A 23893-nucleotide genomic window follows, 5' to 3' on the forward strand; every position below is an offset into this window, starting at 1 on the left:
GCGCCGGATGCCAGCTCTTCGCCTTTGAGGTAGCCGTAAACCGCATTGATGTAGTTGGTCTGTTGGCGCCGACCGAAAACTGAGCCACTTATGAGGGTTGTGCCGACCCAAAATTGAGCCAGGTGTTCAACCTACTCTGCTGTTTTTTTGTGCAGCAGAGGACGAGGAGTGATCACCATGGACATGATTGGCAGGATCCGGCGTTTGCATGCCCGGAAGAACAAATCGGAGCGCGAGATCTCGCGCATGACGGGGCTGTCGCGCAACACGGTTGCGAAGTGGCTGCACGGCGAGGTGGATGGCCCGCCGAAGTACCGGCGCGGGGAGCAGCCGAACAAGCTCACTGCGTTCCACGAGGCGCTCAGGCAGGCGTTGAAGGCCGACGCCCGGCGGCCCAAGCGCGAGCGTCGCACGGCCAAGGCGCTGTACGCCGAGATCAGGGGCGCTGGCTACGACGGTGGCTACACGCGGGTGACCGACTTCATCCGGGCGTGGCGCCAGGGCGAAGGTCAATCTGCGAGCGCCAACGCCTTCGTGCCGCTGGCCTTCGAGCTCGGCGAAGCCTTCCAGTTCGACTGGAGCGAGGAAGGGCTGGTGGTGGGCGGAATCTACTACCGCATGCAGGTCTCGCACATGAAGCTATGCGCTTCGCGGGCCTTCTGGCTGGTGGCCTATCCGAGCCAAGGCCATGAGATGTTGTTCGATGCCCATACCCGCAGCTTTGCAGCCCTGGGCGGCGTGGCCCGGCGCGGCATCTACGACAACATGAAGACCGCGGTGGACAAGGTCAAGAAGGGTAAGGGCCGGATCGTCAATGAGCGCTTCGCGACCATGTGTGCGCACTACCTGTACGACCCGGACTTCTGCAACGTCGCCAGCGGCTGGGAGAAGGGCGTCGTCGAGAAGAACGTGCAGGACAGCCGCCGGCGCATCTGGATCGACGCGGCCAAGCAGCGCTTCGGCAGCTTCAGCGAACTCAACGCCTGGCTGGGCCAGCGGTGCCGGGCGTTGTGGGACGAGGTGCGCCACCCCGAGCACGAGCAGTTCAGCGTGGCCGAGATGCTCGAACACGAGCGGGCGCATCTGATGCCCATGCCGGCGCCGTTCGATGGCTACGTCGAGAAGCCCGCGCGCGTGTCCAGCACCTGCCTGGTATCGGTGGCGCGCAACCGCTACTCGGTGCCGTGCGAGCTGTTCGGGCAAATGGTCAGCACCAGGCTGTACCCGGGCAGCGTCGTCGTGGTGGCCAACGACCACATCGTCGCGCGCCACGACCGCCTGAGCAACGCCGGCGAGACGCGGTATGACTGGCAGCACTACATCCCGCTGCTGCAGAGGAAGCCCGGCGCGCTGAGGAATGGCGCGCCGTTCGCCGACATGCCCGAGCCGCTGCAGAGGCTGCGCCGTGGGCTGCTGCGCAACCCGGGCGGCGACCGCGTGATGGCGCAGGTGCTGGCCATCGTGCTGAGCGCCGGGCTGGACGCGGTGCTGGTGGCGGTGGAACTGGCGCTGGAGACCGGGCCGCCCGGCAAGGTGAGCGTGGAGCACGTGGTCAACGTGCTGGGGCGCCTGAATGCGGTGCCGATGCCGCAGACGGCTGCGACGCAGCTGAAGGTGAGCACACCGCCGCTGGCCAACACGGCGCGCTACGACAGCCTGCGTGCCGACAACGCCACCGAGGAGGCCGGCCATGACGCGTGACGTGACGGTTGAACTCAAGGCGTTGCGTCTGCATGGCATGGCCGGCGCCTGGGCCGACCTGGTGGAGCAAGGAACGAACGCAGGGGTGGACTCCTCGCGCTGGTTGATCGAGCACTTGCTGCAGGCCGAGGGCACGGATCGCGCCATGCGCTCGGTCAGCCACCAGATGCACGCCGCGAAGTTCCCGGTGCATCGCGACATCGCCGGCTTCGACTTCGAGGTCTCGCCGGTAGATCGCAAGCTTGTGAGCACACTGGCCGCAACCAACTTCACAGACGACGCACACAACGTCGTGTTGGTGGGTGGGCCGGGCACGGGCAAGACGCATCTGGCCACGGCCATCGGCGTATCGGGCATCACCCGGCATGGCAAGCGCGTGCGGTTCTTCTCGACGGTCGACCTGGTCAATGCACTGGAGCAGGAGAAGGCGCAAGGCAAGGCCGGGCGCATTGCATTGAGCTTGCTGCGCATGGACCTCGTCATCCTGGACGAGTTGGGCTACCTGCCGTTCAGCCAGGCCGGCGGGGCGTTGCTGTTCCACCTGCTCAGTCGCCTGTATGAACACACCAGCGTGATGATCACGACCAACCTGGACTTCGCGGAGTGGTCCAGCGTGTTCGGCGACGCGAAGATGACCACCGCGTTGCTGGACCGGCTCACGCACCACTGCCACATCGTGGAGACGGGCAACGAGTCGATCCGCTTCAGCCGCAGTACGGCAGAGGCCAAGAAGCGCATCAAGGCGCGCGAGCAGGCCCGCAAGGGCAGCAAGTCCGAGCTGCCGCAGGACGACTTCTGAAGCGGCGCCGCGCGGGGAAATCCGCTACGGGCTACGCCCTGCGCGGCTTCCCCCGCGCGCTCAACTCAACATCGAGGAGGTCAAAGAGCCAGGACAGACCTACACTTATCCACCGCCGGCCCTCTGAAGGCCGGCCCCCACCCCTGGCTCAATATTCGGTCGGCACGGTGGCTCAGATTTGGATCGGCGCCGACAGTTGGTCGGCACGAGCTGGAAACGGAGTTCACGGTGGTTGCGGAACGTGGATGCCAGCGTCCCATACGAAGTGGCAAGCAAGGCGCCGGCGACGCCGGCCGCCAGCACGCCCAGCAGCGCCGTGTGGATCGTCGATCGCTTCCATTCGGCCCTGCGAATGCCGACGAACCACAGCAATGCCGCGGGCAAGATGCCCCGCCAGAGCACATCAACGAACGCTGGGAGCGAGAGCAGCTCGCGGACCTCGCGCGTGTCTGTTTCGGCCATGTTCCGGACCAGGCCCTTGTCGAAGAGCACTCCCCATGCATCAAGGTAGTGCGAGACGCTGGCCGACACGATCAACAGGACGCACAACAAGATGGCGCCGACCCTGCCGGCGACGAACGGTCGCAGGAGTGCAGCGAACAGCAGCGCGAGAAAGATCCCGAGCCCAACAGTCGGGGCCAAGGTGGCGGCGCTCCAGCCGTCCTGTGCAGAAGAGAAAGTCTTCCAGAAACTGAAATTGTCTACAGCAACAATCCAGCTTGCGGTAACCAAGCATGCCCAAGTTGCGGAGAGCGCCTTACTCGTTCCCCGCGAGGGGGCAAGTGGGCTGCCTTCGGCGCCGGAAGGCAGCCGAAGGGGGTTGTGATCTGGCATGGTCTGGAGTCATTCACGCCGACCAAAGGTGGCGCCTGCCAACCTCACCAGTCGTGTGGGAGGACTCTAGAAATCACGCCGAACAAACTCCGAACTGGAACATTACAAACATGTAATGTCGCGCTCCAGGTGGGTAGGAAGCAATAGGCAGGCGGAGGCAAATCGCAGATGACCGAAATGTAATCACCCCTCGTCATTGCGAAGTTACGATCAAGGAATGCACCTGCTAGTAATCGAAGACGAAGTGAAGTTGGGGGACTATCTGCGCAAGGGCCTGGTGGAAAGCGGCTTCAACGTCGACCTCTCGCGCGATGGCTCCGAGGGGCTGGGCATGTCGTTGACAGGCAACTACGATGCGATCGTCCTGGATGTGATGCTGCCAGGCATCGATGGCTTCAAGATCCTCGAAGCGATCCGCAAGTCTTCTTCCATTCCCGTGCTGATGCTGACCGCACGGGACGATGTGGCCGATCGCGTCAAGGGTTTGGAAAGCGGTGCAGATGACTATCTCGCAAAGCCTTTCGCCTTCTCCGAATTGCAGGCGCGCATCCGAGCGCTTCTGCGGCGCGGAACGCTGCAGGAAACGACGCGCTACGCGCTGGCGGACCTTCAATTGGATCTCACCACGCGCAAAGCGACGCGGGGTTCGAAGCGGCTGGAGCTGACGGCCAAGGAATTTGCCCTGCTTTCGCTCCTGCTGCGCCGGCAAGGTCAGATCCTTCCCCGAGCCATCCTGGCTGACCAGGTCTGGGGAATGAACTTCGACAGTGATACGAACGTGGTCGAGGTGGCTGTGAGGCGGCTTCGGATGAAGATCGACGATCCTTTCGAAGTGAAGCTGCTTCATACGGTGCGAGGCATGGGGTACGTACTGGAACTGCGAGACGCGGAATCGGCGTGAAAAAAAACTCCATCCAGACATCGCTGTCTCGCTGGTTCGCGATACAGACGTTGATTGGCTTGAGCTTCGTGTGCATCGCCGTATATGCCGCGACACGATGGAGCTTTCAGCTCAAGCAATCGGAAGAGTTCGCGAGGTATATCGAACTTGTGCAGCATGTGGTCGAAGAGACCAGCAATCCTCCCGATCTCAACGCCTTGCGTCACAAGCTGGGTGACTACTTTCTTTCGCATCCGGATGCAGCTGCTGCGGTGTGGGTTGGCGAGGAGCAGGTCTACCTGTCGCCGGGTCCGGCCGTCAAAGGCAACTGGGTCACGCAGGACCGCATGCTCGAGGGACTCGCAATGGACGGCAAGCCGATCAAGTTGCAACTGACACTCGATGTCTCCAAGGACGACTTGTTGCTGCGCCGGCTTGCATGGACTTTGTTTCTGGCCACCACCTTGGGGTCGTTGCTGGTCGCGTTTACCGGATCCTTGGTGGTTCGCCGCGGCCTGAAGCAGCTCAAGCTCCTCGCGGCCAAAACGGCAGAAGCAGGACCGGAGAACGCCGGTATTCGCATTGACGCCTCGAAGTACGCAAGCGAACTGCAGCCATGGGTGGGCCAGTTCAACGCTTTGCTGGAGCGAGTACAAGGTGCATATGAGCAGCTCGAGTCATTCAACGCCGATGTCGCGCACGAGCTCAGGACGCCGTTGGCGAACATGATTGCCCAAGCGGAAGTCGAGCTGAGCCAGGCGCGATCTGTCGCCGCCCTCCAGGATGCGTTGGGTTCCCAGTTGGAAGAGGCGCACCGCCTCTCAGGCATCGTGACTGACATGCTCTTCCTGTCCAAGGCAGATCGCGGTGCGCGCGCACGACGGACCGGGCCTGTAAGCATTGCCGAGCAGGTTGCTGCCGTTGCCGAATTCCATGAAGCCGAGTTGGAGGCCGCTGAGCTCTCTTTGAAGATCGATGGTGACGCAAATCTTCTCGTAGACGTTGGCCTGCTGCGGCGCGCCGTCTCCAACCTGGTGAGCAACGCGATTCGATACGCCACGCCGCAAAGCCTTATTCGTGTGGCGATCGAGCAAGAGGCGAACGCGATCAGGCTCTTCGTGGACAACCGGGGGGAGCCGATTGACCCATCCGCACTGCCGCATCTGTTTGAGCGGTTCTACCGGGCGGATCGATCGCGCTCTGGCTCCTCCAGCCACCATGGGCTGGGTCTGACGATCGTGTCGGCCATTGCACGTATGCACGGCGGTTCAACATTCGCCTCTTCGGCCGGGGGAGTGACACGCATCGGGCTCGTGCTGGCCCAGCCCGAGTCGAACGGGGACTGAGCCAAGAAGAATCTACCTTCCGGCATTTACCCGCCCGCAGATCTCTCTTGGCTGTTGACTTCACCGGGCGCTTGCGGAGCCCTCCGCCGAGACCAACGAAGTCGTTGACAGCCTCCTCAGCGCGAAGCTGGGCGGCGCTCAGAAGAGAGCGCCTGCTCTTTCTTTCACTTCGGGTTGTTCAACACCGGCGGCCAAGGTGCACCGCGGCTTACCGAGTTCCATGCGGGATGCTTCATCGCTATGTCGAGCTCGGCGACGACTTGCGCGCGGGATTTGGGCTCACCCGTCTTGGCAACAGGCCACGGCGCGCCCCGGCTAGCAGCATTCCAGGCAGGTTGCTTCATTGCCGAGTTCAGGTCGGAGTCGATGTCTGCTCGGCTCCGCTTGGAGGCATGCTCCGGGTGATAGGTCGCCCCGGCTTCGTTGGGTGTGGGGTGATAGGCGCCAGCGGCGGACGCGCTTACGGCTGAGAAAGTTGCAGCGACGACGGCTGCTGCGGTCACGGCGGAACGAAGAGTGCGAATCGACATTAGGGTCTCCTTTGTATTTCGCCCCGAAGAGTCCGAGGCGCTCAACGACTCTAGAAAGCCTTTCGAACACTTGGCCTGCAACCGGATTACATATCGGTCATCGAAATGTCATAAACAAAAAAGAACACCACCTGGTTGGCCCCAGCGTGGTGTCCTGCTTTATCCGCCTCGTGGATACCGAGGCTAGGTGTCGGCGATTGCGACTGGAGGCTATGTCCTGTCTGCTCGGGTCAGTTGCCTGCAAACTTGCAGCAGCGGGCAGCGGCCCCTTCGAATCAGCGCGTGACGGCATTTCCGTCAACTGGCGTCAGCGATGCACTGGCAGCGTCGCTCGAGCCACGAAGCTGTGCGTATGCGCGGTTTGCCTTGGCGTAGGCCGGATGATTGCCGCTTGCGAATGCATCGCTGTAGCTGAGAGCGCCCAGGCCAGACCTGATCCAGTTCATCGTGTCGGCTTGCACCGCCGCGCGGGTCTTTTGCTGCACCTGCACGACGGCTTGAGGATTGCCTTCCGGGTAGCCAAGCGTGGGAGCGGCGGCCATCCAGGCACGTGTCTCCGCGGCCACGGCAGGGCTGGAAACGTTGGAAGTTTGAGCAACAGGGCGCGGGTCGCCTTCTGCATAGTTACCGGCGAAGGCTGGAACCGCCGCGGCAGCGAGAAGCATGGAGGCGAGGGGCAGTCGAAGCGAGGAGATTTGCATGAGGAGGTCCTTTGGATTGGTGGGTTCATACGCAGCCGTTCTCGACTGCGTGAGTGAACTTTAAAAAACCAGTCCTCCAGACTTCTAACTGCAGGATTACAGTTTGGTTATCAGCTTTTCACTTGAGGCTGAACCGGACGGGCTGCGGTGCTTGGCCCTTCAGGGAAACGTTGGCGACCACTTTGGTGCCTGCGCCCACGGCGAAAGTACCCTTTGCCTGGAGAGAGTCCGCGGCCTGCACCAGCGTGACTTCCTCCTTCTTGCCCGCCGACAGCAAGGTCACCTTGGCGGAAGCGCCGGCGAGATCCACAGGCTTGCCGTGGTCCGACACGTACAGGGAAATCAGGTCGGGCCGTGCGACGAGCTCGTAGCTCACATCCTTCGCGACTGTCACGATGCCACCATGCGCGGGCTTGGCCTCATCCTTATGGGCTGCTGCCCCTTTGCCTTCGTGGTCGTGCCCCTTGTGGTCGTCAGCAGCGAATGCGCCGCTCGAAATGCCGAGCGTGGCGGCTGCGATGAATGTTGCGAGTTTCATGATGGCTCTCAGATATGAATGGCGCCCCCGTTGAACGGCCGTGCGGGGGCAATCACGGTACTGACCCTAGGCGGCTGGCTGTGGGGGGATCTCATGCTCCAAAGCGGCTTGCTTCTGAGCCTCGTTGAACACAGCCTCCTCCTCGTCTCGGCCATGTGCCAGTCGATAGAGCACTGGAAGCACCAACAACGTCAGTGCCGTGGAGGAAAGAATCCCGCCAATCACCACAGTCGCGAGCGGTTGCTGCACCTCGGCCCCTGTGCCGGTCGCTATCGCCATCGGCACGAAGCCCAAAGACGCGACGAGCGCGGTCATTAGCACTGGGCGAAGGCGGGTGAGTGCCCCCTCGTGAATGGCGTGGTCCAACGACGCGCCCCCCTCGCGAAGGTTCCGGATGAAGGAAATCATCACCAGGCCGTTGAGAACGGCGACCCCCGACAGCGCGATGAACCCGACGGCCGCGGTAATCGACAACGGGATGTCACGCAACCACAGCGCCAGAATGCCGCCGGTGAGCGCAAACGGAATGCCGGTGAATACGATCAACCCGTCTTTCATGTTGCCGAACATGGCGAACAGCAGCGTGAAGACCAGCAGCAGCGCGACAGGCACCACGATTTGCAGGCGCTTGGTGGCAGACTGAAGGTTCTCAAACTGGCCGCCCCAGGTGGTCCAGTAGCCGGTTGGGATCTTCACCTGCGAATCGAGTGCCCCCGTCGCTTCACTGACGAAGGACCCGAGATCGCGACCGCGTACGTTGGCGCTGACGACGATGCGGCGTTTCCCATCCTCTCGACTCACCTGGTTGGGGCCTGGCGCCAGTTCCAGCGTGGCGACCTCGCCCAACGGAATGAAGTTCACGCGCGCAGCGTTTGCTCCAGCGCCGGCAACGGACGTGGCCCCGACGACATCGGCCGCGGCCGAGCTGGCAGGCAACGCGATAGGAAGGCGCTTGATCGCCTCGAGGTCACCCCTCACGTTGTCGGGCAGCCTCACAACAATGTCGAAGCGTCTATCTCCCTCAAAGAGAGTGCCGGCATTGCGCCCACCGATGGCTGTGGCGATGGTGTCCTGCACATCGGCGATGTTCAGCCCATAGCGCGTCGCCTTGTCCCGATCAATGTTGACGGTCAGCATCGGCAGACCTGTTGTCTGTTCCACGTTGACCTCGGCCGCGCCTGGGATCGATTTCAAAACGCCTTCGATCTCGCGCGCCGTCTTGTTCAGTACATCCATGTCATCGCCAAACACCTTCACGGCGACGTCGGCCCGTACGCCCGAAACCAGTTCATTGAAGCGCAACTGGATGGGCTGGGAGAACTCGTAGTTGTTGCCTGGAATCTTGGAGACTTCCTTCTGCACCGCCTGGACAACTTCCTGACGCGTGCGCCTGGGCTCGGGCCATTGATCTATCGGCTTCAGCATCACATACGCATCCGAGATGTTCGGCGGCATGGGATCGGAGGCGATCTCCGCAGTGCCTGTGCGCGCAAAGATACGATCGATCTCCGGAAATTTCTCCTTCAGCGTGCGTTCCAGCTGCTGCTGCATCTGTACCGACTGGCTCAGGCTCGTTCCGGGAATGCGCAACGCCTGCACGGCAAAATCACCCTCGTTCAAGTTCGGGATGAACTCGCTGCCCAGCCGGGTCGCCAGCAGGCCGGCGAGGACCACTGCGATGCCGGCGACTGTGAGAACCACCGCCTTGGCCTCGAGCGCGCGTACCAGCAGCGGCTCGTACGCCTTCTTGGCCCAGCCCATCAGGCGGTTTTCCTTCTCCGAAACCTTCTTTCCGATGAACAGCGCAACGGCCGCGGGAATGAACGTGACTGACAGAATCATCGCGCCGAGCAAGGCGATCACAACGGTGAGGGCCATCGGATGGAACATCTTCCCTTCGACGCCGGTGAGCGCGAAGATGGGCAGATAGACGATCATGATGATCAGTTGCCCGAAGAGCAGCGCGCGGCGAGCCTCCTGAGAAGCGGCGAAGACTTCGTGGAAGCGTTCCTTGCGGGTCAGTGGTCGCCCGTGCCTGTGCTGAGCATGAGCCAACCTGCGCACGCAGTTCTCCACGATCACGACTGCGCCATCGATGATGATGCCGAAGTCGAGCGCACCCAGACTCATCAGGTTGGCGCTGACCTTCTGATTGACCATGCCAGTAAAGGTGAAAAGCATCGACAGCGGAATCACCATCGCCGTGATCACCGCGGCGCGCATGTTCCCCAGGAACAGAAAGAGCACCACGATCACGAGCACAGCGCCTTCCAGCAGGTTCTTTTTGACCGTTGCGATCGCCTTGTCGACGAGCACGGTCCGGTCGTAGACGGTGATAGCTTCGACGCCTTCAGGAAGCGTGCGGTTGATGTCCGCCATCTTTTTCGCGACTGCCTGCGAGACGATGCGACTGTTTTCGCCGATCAACATGAAAACGGTGCCGAGCACCACCTCACGGCCGTTGTCAGTCGCAGCACCTGTGCGCAGTTCCTTCCCGATCCCGACCTCCGCGACGTCGCGCACGCGGACCGGCGTGCTTCCGTTGCTAGAAAGAATGATGTTGCGCAGATCCTCCACGCCTCGCGCCTGGCCAGGCGCTCGAATGAGGTACTGCTCGCCGCGACGTTCGATGTAGCCCGCGCCAACGTTTGTGTTGTTGCGCTCCAGCGCCTTGACCACGTCCGCCATCGACAGCCCATACGCGGACAGCTTCTCTGGAATGGGGGCAATCTGGTATTGCTTCTCATAGCCACCGATTGAATTGATTTCGGTGACGCCAGCCACATTGCGCAGTTGCGGCTTGATGATCCAGTCCTGAATCTCTCTCAGGTCCGTCGAGGTGTACGGAGTGCCATCGGGTTTTTTCGCCCCGTCCTTCGCTTCCACCGTCCAAAGGTAGATTTCCCCAAGGCCCGTGGAAATGGGACCTACCTGCGGATGGACCCCTTCAGGCATCTCACCGCTTGCAGATTGGAGGCGTTCGTTGACGAGCTGGCGCGCAAAGTAGACGTCGGTCCCGTCCTTGAAGATCACGGTGACTTGCGAGAGACCGTAGCGCGACAGCGAGCGCGTCTGGAGCAGCCCAGGCAGCCCGGCCATGACGGTCTCGATAGGGAAGGTCACGCGCTGTTCTGTTTCCAGCGGTGAGTACCCGGGAGCACCTGTATTGATCTGAACCTGGACGTTGGTGATGTCCGGGACAGCGTCAATCGGTAGCTTTTGGTAGTTGTATACGCCAAGGCCTGCCATGGCCACCACGGCCAGCAGGATCAGCCATCGTTGTTCGATGGCGAAGCGAATGATGCGTTCAAACATGCGTTTTTCGCCTCAATGCGTATGGGTCGCAGAGCCCTTGCCCTGCTCGGATTTCACGACGAAGCTGCCCGCGGCAGCGTACGTCGCGCCCGCCTTCAGGCCACTCACGATTTCCACACGCTTGCCATCCGTACGGCCGATCTGCACAGGCTGCGGCACGAATCCGCCAGGGACTTTCAGGAAGACGACAGGTTTGTCCTCGATGGTCTGCAGAGCGGAGGAGGCGACGGTCACGGGCGAGACGACTTCGCTGGCGAGGACTTCAACGCTAACGAAGAGCCCAGGTCGCCAGGCGCCTTGCGGATTGGGCAACACCACGCGAGCACGCGCAGTACGAGTCTGTTCGCCGATCAGAGAGCCGACGTAGGCGACGGTGCCGTTGGTCGTTGCATCGAAGGCGCCAGATCGCACGACGACACGCTCACCCACGCGCACCTGCTGGAGGTCGCGTGCGGGAACGTTCATCTCGGCCCACACATTGGACAGGTCGGAGATGGTGAACACGCTCGCGTCTTCCTTGACCGATTCACCCAGGGCGATGTGCTTCTCCACGACCATGCCGTCGAAGGGTGCACGCAGCTCGAAGCGCCCCAGAGAACTACTGCTGGTCGACGCACCGACGGTCAGCAGTTTTTGCGTCGCATTGGCCACGCTGATCTCTGCCTCACGAAGCGCTTGCTGGGCCTGGAGGACATCCTGCTCCGGTGAAATCTTCTGCTCCCAGAGCGATTTTTCGCGGTCGTAGGTGGTCTTGGCGAGCTCGCGCCGCCGCTGCGCAGCCTGAAGTTCAGATCGGGTCTCGGAGATCGCGGCGCTGGAAACGACCGCCAGTACCTGTCCCTTCTTGACACGTTCCCCGAGGTTCGCGCTAACGCTGTCCACGACGCCGGCGACCCGCGGGACGATGTGCGCAGTGCGGTCCTCGTTGAAGCGGATCTCGCCGGGGAACTGGAGCCCACTGCGAATGGATTCCGGCGTGCTGGTATCGAGCGTGATGCTCGATGCCTTGATCTGGGTGTCGGTCATGCTGACCTTGCCCTCTTGCTGATTGAACGTGAAAAGGTACGGTTCTTTCGGCGTCTGCACGGCGATCGTGGCTTCGAAGATGTGAGGCTCTGCCACCGTCTGCTGACTCGTCAGAACGCCTGCGACCGGCGCCAGCTTGACTTCTTGCTGGTCGCCGTTCGGGCGATTCAACGTCACCGTTACCTCGGCGTCAGTCGGCGCGATCGGCTTTTCCTTGTCAAAGAGCCATGCCTTGAACCTTGGCTCGCCGTTTTCCTCGGCCAGCTTCAGCTCGATGCTGAAGTCGCCTTCGGTGAAACGCTGCCCGCCGTTGGGTCCCTTGGGTGCGGACTCCTCTTCGTGTCCGCCCTCGTCGGATTTGCCATGCCCATGGCCGTCGTCCTCGGCGCTCTTGCCATGGCCGTGCCCGTCGTCGCCTTTGGCTGTTTCCTCGGCATGGCCAGCGCCCTCAACCGCTTTCTTGGATGTGCCGCCGCGCAAGATGAGCGCACCTGCGGCTGCACCGATGATTAGGAGAAAAATGATGATGAAAAGCTGCTTGCGCCCGGGCTTGCCGAGCGTCGACTGCCAAGAGTTGGCCATGATCGGTCCTTAAGGATTGGAGACGGGAGAGCCGCTTGCAGCGGCGGGGCCGCCAAGCAGGCGGTCCAGATCAGTGATGGAACGATGCAGTTCGGAAAGCGACCTCAGATACTGCGAGCGTGCCTGCAGCAACGTACGCTGCGCGTCGAGGGCATCCAGGTAGCTGAACTTGCCCAGTTCGAAACCTTTGGTGGCCGCGTCAAACGCAGTCTGTGCGCCCGGCAGGATGTCCGACTGGAGTGCCTCGACCTCGGCCAGGGTGGTGACGTATCGCTGGCGCGCGCCGCCTACGTCGGCACGCAGCCTGAGTTCCAGCGCACGAGCGTCCTCTTCCGCCTTGTCCTGACGTCGAAGCGCCTCCGTGATGTTTCCTCGATTGGTATCGAAGAGGGGCAATGGCACGGAGATGCCCACGACGGCTTGGCTGCGTCCGGCTTCCCGTGACCGCATCGTTCCCGCGTTCAGGGTGATGTCCGGAATGCGCTTGGCCTTCTCGAGTTCCGAGAGAGCTCCGTATCGCTTCACTTCCAGGCGTGCCTGCCGCATGGAGGGCGCGTTCGTGATCCGGTCCTCGATGGCCTCTTGGGCCTGCGGTTTGGGAATCTGCAGCGCATTGCCGTCGACCGCGTCGAACACTGCAGTTGGTCCCGTTAACGCACGAAGCTGATAGAGGTTTGTTTGTAGCTCACCACGCGCCTGGACCAGTTCCAGTCGGACATTGGCTTCCGCGACCTTCGCTTTCGTCTCCTCCACCGGAGATACCTTGCCCGCAGTGACGCGCTTGCCGGCCGTCTCGCTGCTGGTGCGCGCAAGCTCGAGCGATGCTTGCGCCAGTCGCACACGGTCCTGCGATATCAGGGTGGCGAAGAATGCAGCCGTCACATTCGCCCGAATGTCTGCATACTTTGTCTCGAGTTGCACGCGCGCGACGTCGATGGCACGCTCTGCCGCCTCGATACGTGCGCCCCGTTTGCCGCCAAGTTCGAATGGCTGGCTCAGCAGTACTGTGGTCGTGCGTGTGTCGCGCCGCACATCTTCGATCTCGACGCTCAGCGTGGGATTCTGAAAAACCCCGGCCTGGATACGTGCACCTTCCATCGCTTCGACCTCGCGTCGCGAGGAAGCAATCTCGGGATTTCCATCCAGGGCGATCTGAATCGCGGCCGCCAACGTAAGGGGCGCAGAAGATGGGACAACAGGCAAAGAAGCCTGATTCGGCACAGGGGGCGTACCCAAGCTGCTGCCTTGAGCGAACGCACTGCCGCCCGCGAATGCCGTAAGCGCAAGCGCGAACGGCACGATAAACCTGCACATCGAATTCTCCAGTCAAAGGAACGAGACAAGGGAATCCGGCGCGATCGTCAGAACATCGTTTGTGAGCGAAAAAGTAAAGACAGAGGCGCGCCGGGTCAAGCGGCGCGTATCCATTTCGGGCGATCGATGTCCTCGTCGATCCTGAAGTTGTAGGGCTTGGACGTTGCTCCTACAAAGGAGAGACCCTGAGGACCCACGAAAGACGTGTCCAAGGCTGCTCCAAACTGAGCTACACCGGTTTGACAGTAGCTGCAGTCGTCGTGTTCAAGAAATATGGGCTTGTCCGCCAGATCGGCTTCTTGTTGCGCGAGGTCCAAGGGATCAGCCTGATGCTGATGGTCATGGTGCCCGATATGAAACGAAGCTGGCGCAGTCTCGTGCTCGCAATAGGTCGCGACCGCCGCCCAAGTGAACTGGGTGGGCAGCAAAAGCATCAAAACGACGAGTAAGCAGCGGACCATCAAGGAATTTTATATATGCAGCATGAAGGCGCACACGACTCAAGGTCACCAGAACCTGGAGCGTGCAGTGTGTCAGTGAAGCGCGAAGGGATAAAAGGGCAAGCTTGGATTTGCGACCGCGATCCTATAAGCCATTTTGCCAACAACGCGAACTTCAAGATTACATTGCTGTAATTTTCTCTCCGTTCCTGACAGCGGCGTAGTGTTGCTGGTCGACTTCAATCTGAACCATACCATTGCCGACTGCCTCGCCACTTTCCAGCAATTGCGGCATCCCTTTGAATGTCGTCTTTGGACCGCGAGCGCCCCAGAGCATGTGCTGAGCGAAGTTCTCACCGACCGCGCGGTTCTCGATGCGCTCGCGACGGCCGCAGGTGCTGCACCGCCAATAGCGCCATCCGGCTTGCCGGGCTAAGCGTCTGCCTCAGTGTTTTGCCATTGCGTCTCTGCGCCGGGGCACGACGGTCCCCAAAAGCTTCAGTTGTGCGATTGACTGCTTGAGACTTTGGGGCACACATCCTTGATGGCAGTGCCTTTGGTCCATTCCGTCCAAGCGCCTGGGCAAAGGAGAAAAGCCATCTTTCGTGAGGGCTGAAACCACAACTGTATCTCGGCGGGATAGCCCTGAGAGAGCGCTGGCTCGGTGTCCGACGTGTGAACGACGACCGGTGCAGCCGCCTTTCGCGGAAGCGTCATGACTTGCCGGCGCCGAGCTTGGCTATGAAGCGCACATAGATCAGCTCGCTCACCAGTTCCACGAGCGTCTGGGTCACGATGATGGCAGGCAGTATCGGCACCGCGCCTGGCACGGCAAGTGCCAGAGGCAAGACGACAAGCGAGTTGCGAGTGCCGGTGCTGAACGCGATTGATCGACCCAGGGGAGGCTGCAAACCGAACAAGCGGCCTACGAACCAACCCAGCACCGGAGCGACAAGTGCGAAGGCGATGTAGATCGGCACCACGCTCAAGGCCGCACCGACGGCGGGGCCGAGCTGCGGTACCACGGCGGCAATCACGACAAAGAGAACCAGCGCGGTGGCCGGTACCGGGAGAAGCCCCAGCATCGATGAAATCCGCGAGGCGACCGCGCTTCTGCCTGCCCAGAGCTGGGTGACGGCGGCCAGCACCAACGGCACCGCGATCAGCCAAACGAAGGCGTGCACAAAAGGTCCTACCTGCACCAGCCGCGCCGCGTCCTCGCCCAGAAAAACGCTCAGATAGCCTGGCAGGAGAAGCATCTGGGCAATCAGCAGAGCGGGAGTCGCTGCAAGCAGAACGCGCGCGTCGGCACGCCCCAAGTGAGCGAACGTGACCACATAGTCGATGCAGGGCGTGAGCAAGACCAGCAGGACGCCCAGCCGGATCATTGGTTCGCCTGGCAAGAACTGGATGAGGGCCGCTACCAGAAGCGGGACCACCACAAAGTTCGATACGAGCAATGCCGCCAGGAAGCGGACTTGGCCGAATGCGCGTTTGAGCTCCGCGACGGGCACCTGCAGGAAGGTGACGTACAGCATCAAAGCCAAGGCCGGATTGACCGCGCTTTCGAGCACAGTCGTACCAGGCACCAGCAGAGCGATCACTCCAGCCAGTGCAACGGTGCAAAAGTAGATCGCGATTTGTCGATTTTCCAGGGAATCCCGAATTTTCTGCATCTTCAGTAGTTCTCCAATTCGACGATTGTCCTTGAGCGGCAGATCGGCCCGCGTGGCAAACCGTTCGACGAAAAGGACAAAAATTTCTCTTGCCCCTCAAGTTACTTGAGGTCTTATGGTGCGACTGTGGGCAACACGTCCCACGCCACCTCACAGACCTATGACGACGAAAAACTGGCAGGTTGTACTTGGATTGAGCGCTGCATGCGCTGTTTGCTGCACGGCGCCCATCGCGGCCGGTGTGGCGGCCCTCTTTGCTGGCGGCGCAGGTGCCTGGCTGGCCTACGCTGGCGGGATGGTGCCGCTGGTGCTGGTCGCCATTGGCGCTTTGACCGGGCTCGCGATCTGGCAATGGCGGCGGCGCGCGCGACGGGCAGCCAGCGCTTGCGGGTGCGCACCGGCCCTGTCGTCCAGCCCATCGAAGGTCGACAGCAAGGAGACAGGGCATGCAACCCTCTGAAGCTTCGCCGATTGCCTGCACCCTGGATTTTCAGGACATGGCCGCAAGGCTGGATCGGATACGTCGGTTGACACGGAACAGCCTGCTAGGGCACCGGTTTGAAGGCAACACGCTGTATCTGACCTATCGAGCCGATGCCAGCAACGAAATCCGGTCAATCGTTGAGTTGGAACGGGTGTGCTGCGCGTTTCTGGAGTTCGGTGTTGCTCAAAGCGAAGGTGGACTTACTCTGAGCATTCGAGCGCCAGAAGAGTCGGGCGAGGCCTCCCAGTTGCTTTTTGCGAACTTCATTCCGGAAGATTCAACCGTGCTGACTACACCCGCGCCACGTTGCTGCGGCTCGTGCGGCTGACTAGGATAGGGCTATGAATGCAGTGAATCACCTTTCCATCGGCACCGTCGCCAAACAGACGGGTTGCACAGTCCCGACCATCCGGTACTACGAGGAGATCGGGCTTCTGCCACTCGCAGATCGAAGCGACAGCGGCCAGCGACTGTATGGCGGCGCTGCGGCACGGCGATTGACTGTTGAATTCCGCCGATTTCTGACCCTAGATTTCCATTGAATACTGACCCACCCGCTTTGTGAGCCTGAAGGCTTCACGGTGTGGATAAGTGCTTGGTGTTCTCCTTTTTAGGTTGGGTGTGTGGATCTGCCGCAGATTGCGCCGCTGTTTTCGCGATTTGGTTGCCTCGATCGCGAGCCAGGTTGCGAGCTTCTCGGCATAGGGATCGAGCTTGCTTGAGCTCGTCCGCTTGGCGTAGCGCGGCACCTCCTCGCCCGCTCGCAGGTACTTCTTTACGGTGTTGCGAGACAGGCCTGTACGCCTTGCTATCTCGCGAATGGACATCTGCTCACGCAGGGCCCAGCGTCTGATGACACTCAATGTCGCCACGTCTATCACTCCTAGGATCCCTGCTTTAAAAATGTGCAGGGGAGAGTTTTACGTGGGTCAGTCTTAAACGGAAATTACTGGGTTTAGGGGGTCAATTTTCGATGGCAATCAACACCTGCGATGTAATCGGACACGGCTTTGATCTCACGGTCGTTGAGCTTCGCAGCCACGCCGCTCATCTGCATGCTGTTGAGTCGAACCCCTTCCCGAAAGGCGGTCAGTTGCGCCGCGACATACTCTGCGTGTTGTCCGCCCAGGCGCGGGTACTGGATCGGAATGCCGGCGCCGTTGGGGCTGTGGCAGCCAGCACAGGCGGGCACACTGCGGTCTGCGATGCCCCCACGATAGATCCTCTCGCCGAGCGCGACCAAGTCCTTCTCTTTCGCGAACCCAGGCTTGATGGGCTTGGAGCCGAGGAACCAGGCGACATCGCGCATCTCCTGGTCGGAAAGCATCGCGGCCATGCCACTCATGACAGAACTCTTCCGCTTGCCGGACTTGAACTCCTGGAGCTGCTTGAGCAGGTATTCCGGATGCTGCTGAGCCAGCTTTGGATTGGACGGAATGGCCGAGTTTCCATCCGCGCTGTGGCACGCGGCGCACGACTTGGCGGTGAACACAACTTCACCGTTCGCGATGTCCGCTTTCGCTTGCTTGGCGGGCGTTTTCCCCATCGTGGCCGTCGGCATCGGATCGGCCGCGAAGGATAGGCTGGAGACGAGTCCGCCGAGAGCGGCAAACAGAAGAGGCACGAACAATTTCATGGAGCACTCAGGTTTTTGGCGGTGAACTGGCTGCAAAAGAGGACTGAAGATCGTGTCGTGACTTGGTTAGCCGCTCGGCGCGCCTGCGTGCGACAGCACGCGGATGGGCGTGCCCCATCGAACGACATTGGTGGACACGGTGTCCCCTACGTTCACGGACGTCACGGCGTCCAGGATCACGACATGCGCGTGGCGCTGCCCCGTGGAACGATCGATCAGCGTGGCGAAGCGCGCCGCTGCAAGTTCGTCGGCGCTGGCCATATTCCTGCAATCGGTGCGGTGGCTGCGGCGGATCTCGTTCGCGCGCCCGATCTCGACGATCTCGCCCGTACGCCAGCCGTCGTGGAAGTCGCGGTGCTGTTGAAAGAAATCGGCGCAGCCGGCCAGGCCGGCGACAAGCATCAAGCCGACAACCTGCGTCAGTCGGCGCGTGGTCGAACTGACGCACTTGCCGCGCAGGAAAGCGCGCTTTCGCTCGTCCGAGAACAAGCGTTGATTCCCGCCTGCAGCAACGTGTGTCATGACGATGAGACGATGTCCGTACACCGCGACAGCCACGCGACCGGGTGACGTGGTTTCATCGACATCAGACCTTCTCGCGGTCACAGTGTTGGATGAGCGTGGCTCGTCGGCAGGCCATTCAAACTCAGCGTGCAGCTTCGATCTTCGTGACGACGATCTTGCCGTCGATCTTTTCCGCTTGGAAGCGGACCTTGGAACCGGTCTCGACCTTGTCGAGCATGGCGTCGTCTCTGACCCCGAACACCATCGTCATGCCGGGCATGTCGAGGTTCTTGAGCGGACCGTGTTTGATGGTGAGCTTCTTGTTGTCCTTGTCGACCTTGCGGATCTCGCCTTCGCTGAGATCGGAGGTCGCGGCGGCGGCGGAAGCATCAGCCGCTGGCGCTTTCTCGTTCATGCCAGGCATGTCGGCCGTGGATTTGGAGGACTGTGCGCTGGCCACGCCAGCGAACGAGAGTGCGGCAACGAATGCCAAAAGTGCGATGCGAAATTTCGACATGAGAATCTCCTTGGATATGAATGAATTTGGAGTCCGCCGCGCCTTCATGGAAGCGCGCGGCGGACACGTCGTGTTTACTTACCGGCCTTCGTCACGTTCACGGCGCCTTTCATGCCCGCGTCGTAGTGGCCCGGCTGCAGGCACGCAAAGTCGACCTTGCCGGCTTTGGTGAATTGCCAGACGATCTCGCCGCTCTTGCCCGCGGCCAGCGTCACCATGTTCGGATCGGAGTGCTCCATTTCTGGGTTCTTCTTCATGACTTCGTAATGCTCCTTGAGCTCCTTCTCAGTGCCGAGCACGAGCTCGTGCTTGAGCTGACCAGAATTCTTGATGACGAAGCGCACCGTTTCGCCTTGCTTGACGCTGATGTCCGTTGGCGTGAATCGCATGCTGTCCGCCATGTCGACGTTGATGGTGCGGGTGGTCTTGCTGGCCACGCCAGGCTTTCCGATGGCCTCATCGGCTTCGTGACCGTGTCCACCGGCGTGGTTGCCGGAGGCCGAAGCGCCTGCTGCAGCCAGGGCGACGAATACTGCAAGAGAGACGTTGCGCAAAGTGTGTTGCATTATTTTCCTTTTGGGGTTGGAGGTTGGAGGTTGGAGGTAAGGTTGATAGGGGGCAACGGAAGAGGTCAGTGGCCGGAATGTCCGCTGGCAGGTTTGCGAATCTGAACTTCGATGTTCTTGGCGGGCATGTTTCGAGCGGGCATCGCGGCCGCGCCTGCGCCACGCTGGCGCGAGGTATCCGGAGGAGGACCATCCAGCTCGTAGGCGACGGTGCCCTTGGGGTGCTTGAACCATCCGGGGTTGGAGTAGTCGCCGGCCTTCTGGTTTTTGCGCACCTTAACCACACTGAACATGCCGCCCATCTCGACCGACCCGAACGGACCTTCGCCCGTCATCATTCGCGCGGTGTTATCGGGAATCGGCATCTCCATCTCGGCCATGTCGGCCATGCCGCGCTCGCCCATGACCATGTAGTCCGGCACGAGATTGGAGATCTGCTTGGCCACGTCCTTGTGGTCCAAGCCGATCATGGTTGGCACCTCGTGCCCCATCGCGTTCATCGTGTGATGGCTTTTGTGGCAGTGAAAGGCCCAGTCGCCCTCTTCGTTGGCAAGAAACTCGAACTGGCGCATCTGTCCGACTGCCACGTCAGTCGTCACCTCAGGCCAGCGCGCGCTCTTTGGGGTCGGGCCGCCGTCGGTTCCCGTGACTTCGAACTCGTGGCCGTGAAGGTGCATCGGGTGGTTCGTCATCGTCAGATTGCCGACCCGGATGCGCACTTTGTCGTTCATGCGCACATTCAGCGAATCGATACCGGGAAAGATTCGGCTGTTCCACGACCACAGGTTGAAGTCCAGCATCGTCATGATCTTGGGCGTGGCGCTGCCGGGTTCGACGTCGTAGGCGTTGAGCAGGAACACGAAGTCGCGGTCGACCTTCTCGATCAGCGGATGCTCGGCCTTGGGGTGCGTGACCCAGAAGCCCATCATTCCCATCGCCATCTGCGTCATCTCGTCCGCATGCGGGTGGTACATGAAAGTGCCCGGTCGGCGCGCGACGAACTCGTAGACGAAGGTCTTGCCTGGGCGGATCGGTGGCTGGTTCAGCCCGGCGACGCCGTCCATGCCGTTGGGCAGGCGCTGGCCGTGCCAGTGCACGCTCGTGTGCTCTGGCAGCTTGTTGGTCACGAAGATGCGCACGCGATCGCCTTCCACGACCTCGATGGTGGGGCCGGGCGACTGCCCGTTGTACCCCCACAGGTTGGCCTTGAAGCCCGGTGCCATCTCGCGCACCACGGGCTCGGCCACCAGGTGGAACTCCTTGACGCCGTTGTTCATGCGCCAGGGCAAGGTCCAGCCATTGAGTGTGACCACAGGGTTGTAGGGGCGCCCGCTCGAAGGCATCAGCGGCGGCATGGTGTTGGGCGTGGTCTGGAGCACAGGCTCGGGCAAGGCGGCCATTGCTACCTTGCTCACGCTGGCCGCGGCGATGGCGCCAGTGATGGCACCGGCGCCGCTCAGGAAATTGCGTCTGTTTGTCATGTCGTTCAATTCGGTTGGAGAGCGCAGAAGTGCGCTCAGTGGGCCGCGCCAGCAGAGGCGCCTTCGCCACCCGAACTGGCCATTGAGGCACCCATGGACGTGGGCTTGCCCATCACCGAAGCCGCCAGCGCGGCATCGGCGAGCCAGAACTGCTGCTGGGCATTGATCGCGTTGGTCACGCTGGCGATCTGGTCGCGCGCCTCGGCCAACAGCTCGAAAACGCCGATCAACATGCCGTTGTAGCGAAGGACGTTCTCGTCGGCCATCGCCTGGCGCAATGGGACGATTTCGTCGCGGTAGTGCCGTGCGATGTCGTAGGCCGTACGGTAGGCCGAGTAGCCCTCCCGCAGCTGCGAAGAGGCACCGCGCACGGTGGCGTCGTAGCGGTTGGCTGCGGCCAGCGACTGCGCGTTCAACATGTCGCGCTGCGCCGACCCCCAGTCGAACAGCGGCAGGCGGATGTCGAGCTCGAAGCCTCGACGGGTGCTCTTGGTGTTTTCCGCGTTGTCGAACACCGTGTCACGTCGACCGCCCACCTCGACGTCTATGAAGGTCGACAGCAGGTTGATGCCTTGCGATTTGCCCGCCACATCCAGCTGGGCACGTGCGAGTTGGACATCCAGGCGCTGCTCAGTCGCGGTCGCCGCGACTTCCTTCGCCTCTCGAGGGGCCTTGGGCAGGTCAGGCAAACGTTCGGGCAGAGTCAACTTGGTGGCCTGCTCATCGTTCAACCCCAGGACACGAATCAACTCTTCGCGCGCAGCGGTGGTGGCGTGCTGTGCCGAGGCGAGCTGAGTCGTCGCGTCGGCGTAGAAAACCTGCTGGCGTGCACGCTGCAGCTTGGAGAAATTCCCAATGAGCTGCATCCGGCGCGCGAGCTCGGCGCTGGCTTGGGCCGACTTGTTGACTTGCTCGGCGTACTGCAACGACTGCTGTGCGGCGACCGCACGGACCCAGGCTTGCTTGACCTGCGTGACCTGGTCGACCACGGCACCAGTCAGTTGGACTTTGGCTTGGGCGGTCTGGCTCCTGGAGATCGACAGACGTTTCGGCAGCAGAATCAGGTCCACCAGCCCGAAGGACAGCAGACGCCCGAGCTCAAGCTCGCTGTTCAGGCGCATGCGCTCGAACGTGAAAATCGGATTCGGCAACCGGCTGGTCTGGTTGGCTGCGGCAATGTCGCCCCAGCTCTGGGCAATCAAAGCCTGGACGGACGGGCTGTTGGCCAGCGCGAGTTGGACCGCGTCGTTCTGCGACAGCGGTTTGGCGAGCAGTTCCTGCGACAGCGCGGCGCGGCGATCACGCTGCTCCTGGGTCCGGCTGAGTTCGAGCTTCCCACCGGTGAACTGCTGGGCATTGGTATTTGTGTCGCTCAGGGCGTCGTCGATGCTGACAGACGCGCATCCGGCGAGGACAGCCGTCGCGACGGCAATGGCTGTTAAACGAAGGGCGCGCTTCATGGCTTCTCCTTCTTCTCAGGCATGGGCATCGAATGGCCTGGCGGCGCGGCAGGCGCAGCGGCTGCGCCCTTGGGCGAATCGGCCTCGGCTGCACTGGAGCCTGACGCCTCCTTGGCGTAGGCCTGCCAGCCACCGCGGCGGTAGACCGTCTCGTTGGCTTCTTTCCAGGGGATGGGCTTTTCGTCGGCAAAGGGCTGATAGCCCTCGAGCGCGGACCTATAGGTCAGGACGGTGGGCGCCGCAGCCTCAGCGGATCTCGCGGGCGCGGGCTGGGCCACCGCGACAGCGGCACTCAGCGTTGCCAAAGCGGCGAACGCAGCCAAGGCGGGAAAAGCTGCCAACCAACGGGTCGGCGATGAATGGAACATGGAGTCCTCGCAAGTTCATGAACGGAGTACGTCAGAGCTGCCCGAAAAGGCATGACGCAGGCGATGCATGAGCGTTCGCGGCGGCCCGTGACGAGAGTCACGGGCGCACGAACGCGTTAAGCGCGAGGAGGTTTGTCGAGGACGCGCGGAGCGAGCGTGACCACCGTGATGGCAGGCTCCGCCAAGTCGGCTTTGGGAAGGTCGTGGAAGACGGCCACGTCCATCGTGCTGGTCAGCGCCGTGGCATGGCATGCGCCGCAGGTGCCGCACTTGTGCATCGCATCAGGCTCGGCACTCGCTGTCTTGGCGGTGCTGTCCTTTGTGGGAGGCTTGGCAGCCTGTGCCGCCTTGTGCTCGTGATCGCCGTGCCCGTCCGCATGAGGGTGCCGGGCATGGTCGTGCGCGCCGGGCTGTGCGAGCGACACTTCGGCGGCCGCACCGGCGTGACCAGGTCCGCAAAAGACCATGGCTGCCGCCGCGTACCCCTGGAAGGGCACGGCGAACATCATGATCCAAAGGACGAACAGGCGAACCCGGTGCATGCGGCGAATTCTAAGTCGAGCAGTGTGTCAAGAGGCCTGTATGGACATCCAGTTTTGTGCGCAACCCTCAGGGCTGCGCTTGTGCGCGAGCCTTGCTCGCATCACCTCTGGGCGCTGGCAGGGGCGCACCGAGCCTTGCTGCGGCATCCCAGTTGGGTTGCTTCTGCGCGGCTTCCAGTTCGGCCACCACTTCGGCGCGCGACTTGGCGGCTCCGACCTTCGGCGTACTCATCGACCCCCAGCGCAGCATGCTGGCCCCGGCAGGGGTTTTCTGCGCATCCGCGAGTTCAGCTGATACCTGGGCCTGGGATTTGGCCTGTCCCGCTTCACTCGGGTGATAGACCACACCGGCTTCGTTGGGCGCAAAGTGGGACGGGCCTTCTGCGTAGGCTGCAAACGGCGCGATGAATGCAGCGCCTGCACCAACGGCAAGTGCGAGCGAGAGGATTTGACGGTTCTTCATGATAGGTCTCCTTCAACGAATTGCTCGACTTCGCGAGCTGCACTGAACACGTCGGCATCGACCACCGAGCCGGCGATGCCAGTCAACTGGCTGGCATGCAATGACTCTAGGAAGCCAGCCCGCCAATCACCCACCATGTGGATTACAAAGAAGTAATCCACGCCTGCGACCCCGCGCCGTAGCATTCGAC

26 protein-coding genes and 1 pseudogene are annotated in these 23893 nt (G+C 61.7%); 10 read left to right on the plus strand and 17 right to left on the minus strand.

Annotated features, from left to right (window positions below):
- Positions 1 to 177: 177 nt before the first annotated feature.
- Positions 178 to 1701 (plus strand): IS21 family transposase, encoded by a 1524-nt coding sequence (gene istA / locus ACWV14_RS28800; protein ID WP_005800234.1) that lies wholly within the window; start codon positions 178 to 180, stop codon positions 1699 to 1701.
- A complete protein-coding gene (istB, locus tag ACWV14_RS28805; protein WP_005800232.1) occupies positions 1691 to 2500 on the plus strand; it encodes an IS21-like element helper ATPase IstB in 810 nt (269 codons plus the stop codon). Before istA ends, istB begins: the two co-directional genes overlap by 11 nt.
- 105 nt (positions 2501 to 2605) lie before the next feature.
- Here istB and ACWV14_RS28810 read toward each other — a convergent pair whose 3' ends face one another.
- The gene (locus ACWV14_RS28810) at positions 2606 to 3232 is read right to left on the minus strand and encodes a DUF1705 domain-containing protein (RefSeq protein WP_454905081.1); all 627 of its coding nucleotides are present in this window, start codon (positions 3230 to 3232) and stop codon (positions 2606 to 2608) included.
- A 319-nt stretch (positions 3233 to 3551) separates the two neighbouring features.
- On the opposite strand from ACWV14_RS28810, the gene ACWV14_RS28815 reads away from it, so the two are divergent.
- The gene (locus ACWV14_RS28815) at positions 3552 to 4235 is read left to right on the plus strand and encodes a heavy metal response regulator transcription factor (RefSeq protein WP_454905083.1); all 684 of its coding nucleotides are present in this window, start codon (positions 3552 to 3554) and stop codon (positions 4233 to 4235) included.
- Positions 4232 to 5560: a heavy metal sensor histidine kinase gene (locus ACWV14_RS28820; protein ID WP_454905085.1), complete on the plus strand. Its 1329-nt coding sequence runs from the start codon at positions 4232 to 4234 to the stop codon at positions 5558 to 5560. The genes ACWV14_RS28815 and ACWV14_RS28820 overlap by 4 nt, the downstream gene beginning before the upstream one ends.
- Before the next feature lie 164 nt (positions 5561 to 5724).
- On the opposite strand, the gene ACWV14_RS28825 is transcribed toward ACWV14_RS28820, so the two are convergent.
- The 6 genes from ACWV14_RS28825 to ACWV14_RS28850 all read right to left on the minus strand — a co-directional run bounded on the left by ACWV14_RS28825 (position 5725) and on the right by ACWV14_RS28850 (position 13566).
- Complete coding sequence (locus ACWV14_RS28825; protein ID WP_454905087.1) at positions 5725 to 6090, minus strand: DUF4148 domain-containing protein; 366 nt, start codon at positions 6088 to 6090, stop codon at positions 5725 to 5727.
- A 275-nt stretch (positions 6091 to 6365) separates the two neighbouring features.
- On the minus strand, positions 6366 to 6791 hold the full coding sequence (locus ACWV14_RS28830; RefSeq protein WP_137860491.1) for a hypothetical protein: 426 nt from the start codon (positions 6789 to 6791) through the stop codon (positions 6366 to 6368).
- 118 nt (positions 6792 to 6909) lie between these two features.
- Complete coding sequence (locus ACWV14_RS28835; RefSeq protein ID WP_454905089.1) at positions 6910 to 7329, minus strand: hypothetical protein; 420 nt, start codon at positions 7327 to 7329, stop codon at positions 6910 to 6912.
- A 66-nt stretch (positions 7330 to 7395) separates the two neighbouring features.
- Positions 7396 to 10644: a CusA/CzcA family heavy metal efflux RND transporter gene (locus tag ACWV14_RS28840; protein ID WP_454905091.1), complete on the minus strand. Its 3249-nt coding sequence runs from the start codon at positions 10642 to 10644 to the stop codon at positions 7396 to 7398.
- A 12-nt stretch (positions 10645 to 10656) separates the two neighbouring features.
- The gene (locus tag ACWV14_RS28845; RefSeq protein ID WP_454905093.1) at positions 10657 to 12252 is read right to left on the minus strand and encodes an efflux RND transporter periplasmic adaptor subunit; all 1596 of its coding nucleotides are present in this window, start codon (positions 12250 to 12252) and stop codon (positions 10657 to 10659) included.
- Between the two features lie 9 nt (positions 12253 to 12261).
- The gene (locus tag ACWV14_RS28850; protein WP_454905095.1) at positions 12262 to 13566 is read right to left on the minus strand and encodes a TolC family protein; all 1305 of its coding nucleotides are present in this window, start codon (positions 13564 to 13566) and stop codon (positions 12262 to 12264) included.
- Positions 13567 to 13826: 260 nt separating this feature from the next.
- Between ACWV14_RS28850 and ACWV14_RS28855 the strand changes: the two genes are divergently transcribed.
- Together ACWV14_RS28855 and ACWV14_RS28860 are read left to right on the plus strand one after the other, a co-directional pair.
- Positions 13827 to 14015 (plus strand): hypothetical protein, encoded by a 189-nt coding sequence (locus tag ACWV14_RS28855; protein WP_137860496.1) that lies wholly within the window; start codon positions 13827 to 13829, stop codon positions 14013 to 14015.
- A gap of 217 nt (positions 14016 to 14232) precedes the next feature.
- Positions 14233 to 14442 carry a hypothetical protein gene (locus ACWV14_RS28860; RefSeq protein WP_454905098.1) on the plus strand — a complete coding sequence of 70 codons (210 nt, stop codon included), beginning with the start codon at positions 14233 to 14235 and terminating at the stop codon, positions 14440 to 14442.
- 277 nt (positions 14443 to 14719) lie between these two features.
- Here ACWV14_RS28860 and ACWV14_RS28865 read toward each other — a convergent pair whose 3' ends face one another.
- Positions 14720 to 15682, minus strand: coding sequence for an arsenic resistance protein (locus tag ACWV14_RS28865; RefSeq protein WP_454905100.1), 963 nt, complete (start codon positions 15680 to 15682; stop codon positions 14720 to 14722).
- A 160-nt stretch (positions 15683 to 15842) separates the two neighbouring features.
- Between ACWV14_RS28865 and ACWV14_RS28870 the strand changes: the two genes are divergently transcribed.
- Genes ACWV14_RS28870 through ACWV14_RS28880 form a run of 3 tightly spaced genes read left to right on the plus strand, consistent with a single transcriptional unit; the run spans position 15843 to position 16708 of the window.
- A complete protein-coding gene (locus ACWV14_RS28870) occupies positions 15843 to 16142 on the plus strand; it encodes a hypothetical protein (protein WP_454905102.1) in 300 nt (99 codons plus the stop codon).
- Positions 16129 to 16494 (plus strand): hypothetical protein, encoded by a 366-nt coding sequence (locus ACWV14_RS28875; RefSeq protein WP_454905104.1) that lies wholly within the window; start codon positions 16129 to 16131, stop codon positions 16492 to 16494. Before ACWV14_RS28870 ends, ACWV14_RS28875 begins: the two co-directional genes overlap by 14 nt.
- Before the next feature lie 13 nt (positions 16495 to 16507).
- Complete coding sequence (locus tag ACWV14_RS28880; protein ID WP_454905106.1) at positions 16508 to 16708, plus strand: MerR family DNA-binding transcriptional regulator; 201 nt, start codon at positions 16508 to 16510, stop codon at positions 16706 to 16708.
- A gap of 81 nt (positions 16709 to 16789) precedes the next feature.
- Here ACWV14_RS28880 and ACWV14_RS28885 read toward each other — a convergent pair.
- A pseudogene (locus tag ACWV14_RS28885) lies at positions 16790 to 17047 on the minus strand (helix-turn-helix domain-containing protein); the annotation flags it as partial.
- Positions 17048 to 17121: 74 nt separating this feature from the next.
- On the minus strand, positions 17122 to 17802 hold the full coding sequence (locus tag ACWV14_RS28890) for a c-type cytochrome (protein WP_454905108.1): 681 nt from the start codon (positions 17800 to 17802) through the stop codon (positions 17122 to 17124).
- A 183-nt stretch (positions 17803 to 17985) separates the two neighbouring features.
- On the opposite strand from ACWV14_RS28890, the gene ACWV14_RS28895 reads away from it, so the two are divergent.
- Entirely contained in the window at positions 17986 to 18372 is a 387-nt protein-coding gene (locus tag ACWV14_RS28895; protein WP_454905109.1) for a hypothetical protein, read from the plus strand.
- 76 nt (positions 18373 to 18448) lie between these two features.
- Here the strand turns inward: ACWV14_RS28895 and ACWV14_RS28900 are convergent, their stop codons facing one another.
- From ACWV14_RS28900 to ACWV14_RS28930, 7 genes are all read right to left on the minus strand, one after another.
- Positions 18449 to 18823 carry a copper-binding protein gene (locus ACWV14_RS28900; protein ID WP_155742505.1) on the minus strand — a complete coding sequence of 125 codons (375 nt, stop codon included), beginning with the start codon at positions 18821 to 18823 and terminating at the stop codon, positions 18449 to 18451.
- A gap of 74 nt (positions 18824 to 18897) precedes the next feature.
- Entirely contained in the window at positions 18898 to 19389 is a 492-nt protein-coding gene (locus ACWV14_RS28905) for a cupredoxin domain-containing protein (protein ID WP_081268153.1), read from the minus strand.
- Between the two features lie 65 nt (positions 19390 to 19454).
- Complete coding sequence (locus ACWV14_RS28910) at positions 19455 to 20870, minus strand: multicopper oxidase family protein (RefSeq protein WP_454905110.1); 1416 nt, start codon at positions 20868 to 20870, stop codon at positions 19455 to 19457.
- Between the two features lie 35 nt (positions 20871 to 20905).
- On the minus strand, positions 20906 to 22330 hold the full coding sequence (locus tag ACWV14_RS28915; protein ID WP_454905112.1) for a TolC family protein: 1425 nt from the start codon (positions 22328 to 22330) through the stop codon (positions 20906 to 20908).
- A complete protein-coding gene (locus ACWV14_RS28920) occupies positions 22327 to 22698 on the minus strand; it encodes a hypothetical protein (protein WP_155742506.1) in 372 nt (123 codons plus the stop codon). The genes ACWV14_RS28915 and ACWV14_RS28920 overlap by 4 nt, the downstream gene beginning before the upstream one ends.
- A gap of 116 nt (positions 22699 to 22814) precedes the next feature.
- Positions 22815 to 23240, minus strand: coding sequence for a hypothetical protein (locus ACWV14_RS28925; RefSeq protein ID WP_454902663.1), 426 nt, complete (start codon positions 23238 to 23240; stop codon positions 22815 to 22817).
- A 67-nt stretch (positions 23241 to 23307) separates the two neighbouring features.
- The gene (locus ACWV14_RS28930; protein ID WP_454902662.1) at positions 23308 to 23703 is read right to left on the minus strand and encodes a hypothetical protein; all 396 of its coding nucleotides are present in this window, start codon (positions 23701 to 23703) and stop codon (positions 23308 to 23310) included.
- Positions 23704 to 23893: the final 190 nt, after the last annotated feature.

The organism is Variovorax durovernensis, assembly GCF_977011995.1.

Coding starts and splice junctions, on each gene's coding strand:
- istA (WP_005800234.1), top strand. CDS start 178: ATGGACATGATTGGCAGGATCCGGCGTTTGCATGCCCGGAAGAACAAA.
- istB (WP_005800232.1), top strand. CDS start 1,691: ATGACGCGTGACGTGACGGTTGAACTCAAGGCGTTGCGTCTGCATGGC.
- ACWV14_RS28815 (WP_454905083.1), top strand. CDS start 3,552: ATGCACCTGCTAGTAATCGAAGACGAAGTGAAGTTGGGGGACTATCTG.
- ACWV14_RS28825 (WP_454905087.1), bottom strand. CDS start 6,090: ATGTCGATTCGCACTCTTCGTTCCGCCGTGACCGCAGCAGCCGTCGTC.
- ACWV14_RS28830 (WP_137860491.1), bottom strand. CDS start 6,791: ATGCAAATCTCCTCGCTTCGACTGCCCCTCGCCTCCATGCTTCTCGCT.
- ACWV14_RS28835 (WP_454905089.1), bottom strand. CDS start 7,329: ATGAAACTCGCAACATTCATCGCAGCCGCCACGCTCGGCATTTCGAGC.
- ACWV14_RS28840 (WP_454905091.1), bottom strand. CDS start 10,644: ATGTTTGAACGCATCATTCGCTTCGCCATCGAACAACGATGGCTGATC.
- ACWV14_RS28845 (WP_454905093.1), bottom strand. CDS start 12,252: ATGGCCAACTCTTGGCAGTCGACGCTCGGCAAGCCCGGGCGCAAGCAG.
- ACWV14_RS28850 (WP_454905095.1), bottom strand. CDS start 13,566: ATGTGCAGGTTTATCGTGCCGTTCGCGCTTGCGCTTACGGCATTCGCG.
- ACWV14_RS28865 (WP_454905100.1), bottom strand. CDS start 15,682: ATGCAGAAAATTCGGGATTCCCTGGAAAATCGACAAATCGCGATCTAC.
- ACWV14_RS28870 (WP_454905102.1), top strand. CDS start 15,843: ATGACGACGAAAAACTGGCAGGTTGTACTTGGATTGAGCGCTGCATGC.
- ACWV14_RS28875 (WP_454905104.1), top strand. CDS start 16,129: ATGCAACCCTCTGAAGCTTCGCCGATTGCCTGCACCCTGGATTTTCAG.
- ACWV14_RS28880 (WP_454905106.1), top strand. CDS start 16,508: ATGAATGCAGTGAATCACCTTTCCATCGGCACCGTCGCCAAACAGACG.
- ACWV14_RS28890 (WP_454905108.1), bottom strand. CDS start 17,802: ATGAAATTGTTCGTGCCTCTTCTGTTTGCCGCTCTCGGCGGACTCGTC.
- ACWV14_RS28895 (WP_454905109.1), top strand. CDS start 17,986: ATGCGCGTGGCGCTGCCCCGTGGAACGATCGATCAGCGTGGCGAAGCG.
- ACWV14_RS28900 (WP_155742505.1), bottom strand. CDS start 18,823: ATGTCGAAATTTCGCATCGCACTTTTGGCATTCGTTGCCGCACTCTCG.
- ACWV14_RS28905 (WP_081268153.1), bottom strand. CDS start 19,389: ATGCAACACACTTTGCGCAACGTCTCTCTTGCAGTATTCGTCGCCCTG.
- ACWV14_RS28910 (WP_454905110.1), bottom strand. CDS start 20,870: ATGACAAACAGACGCAATTTCCTGAGCGGCGCCGGTGCCATCACTGGC.
- ACWV14_RS28915 (WP_454905112.1), bottom strand. CDS start 22,330: ATGAAGCGCGCCCTTCGTTTAACAGCCATTGCCGTCGCGACGGCTGTC.
- ACWV14_RS28920 (WP_155742506.1), bottom strand. CDS start 22,698: ATGTTCCATTCATCGCCGACCCGTTGGTTGGCAGCTTTTCCCGCCTTG.
- ACWV14_RS28925 (WP_454902663.1), bottom strand. CDS start 23,240: ATGCACCGGGTTCGCCTGTTCGTCCTTTGGATCATGATGTTCGCCGTG.
- ACWV14_RS28930 (WP_454902662.1), bottom strand. CDS start 23,703: ATGAAGAACCGTCAAATCCTCTCGCTCGCACTTGCCGTTGGTGCAGGC.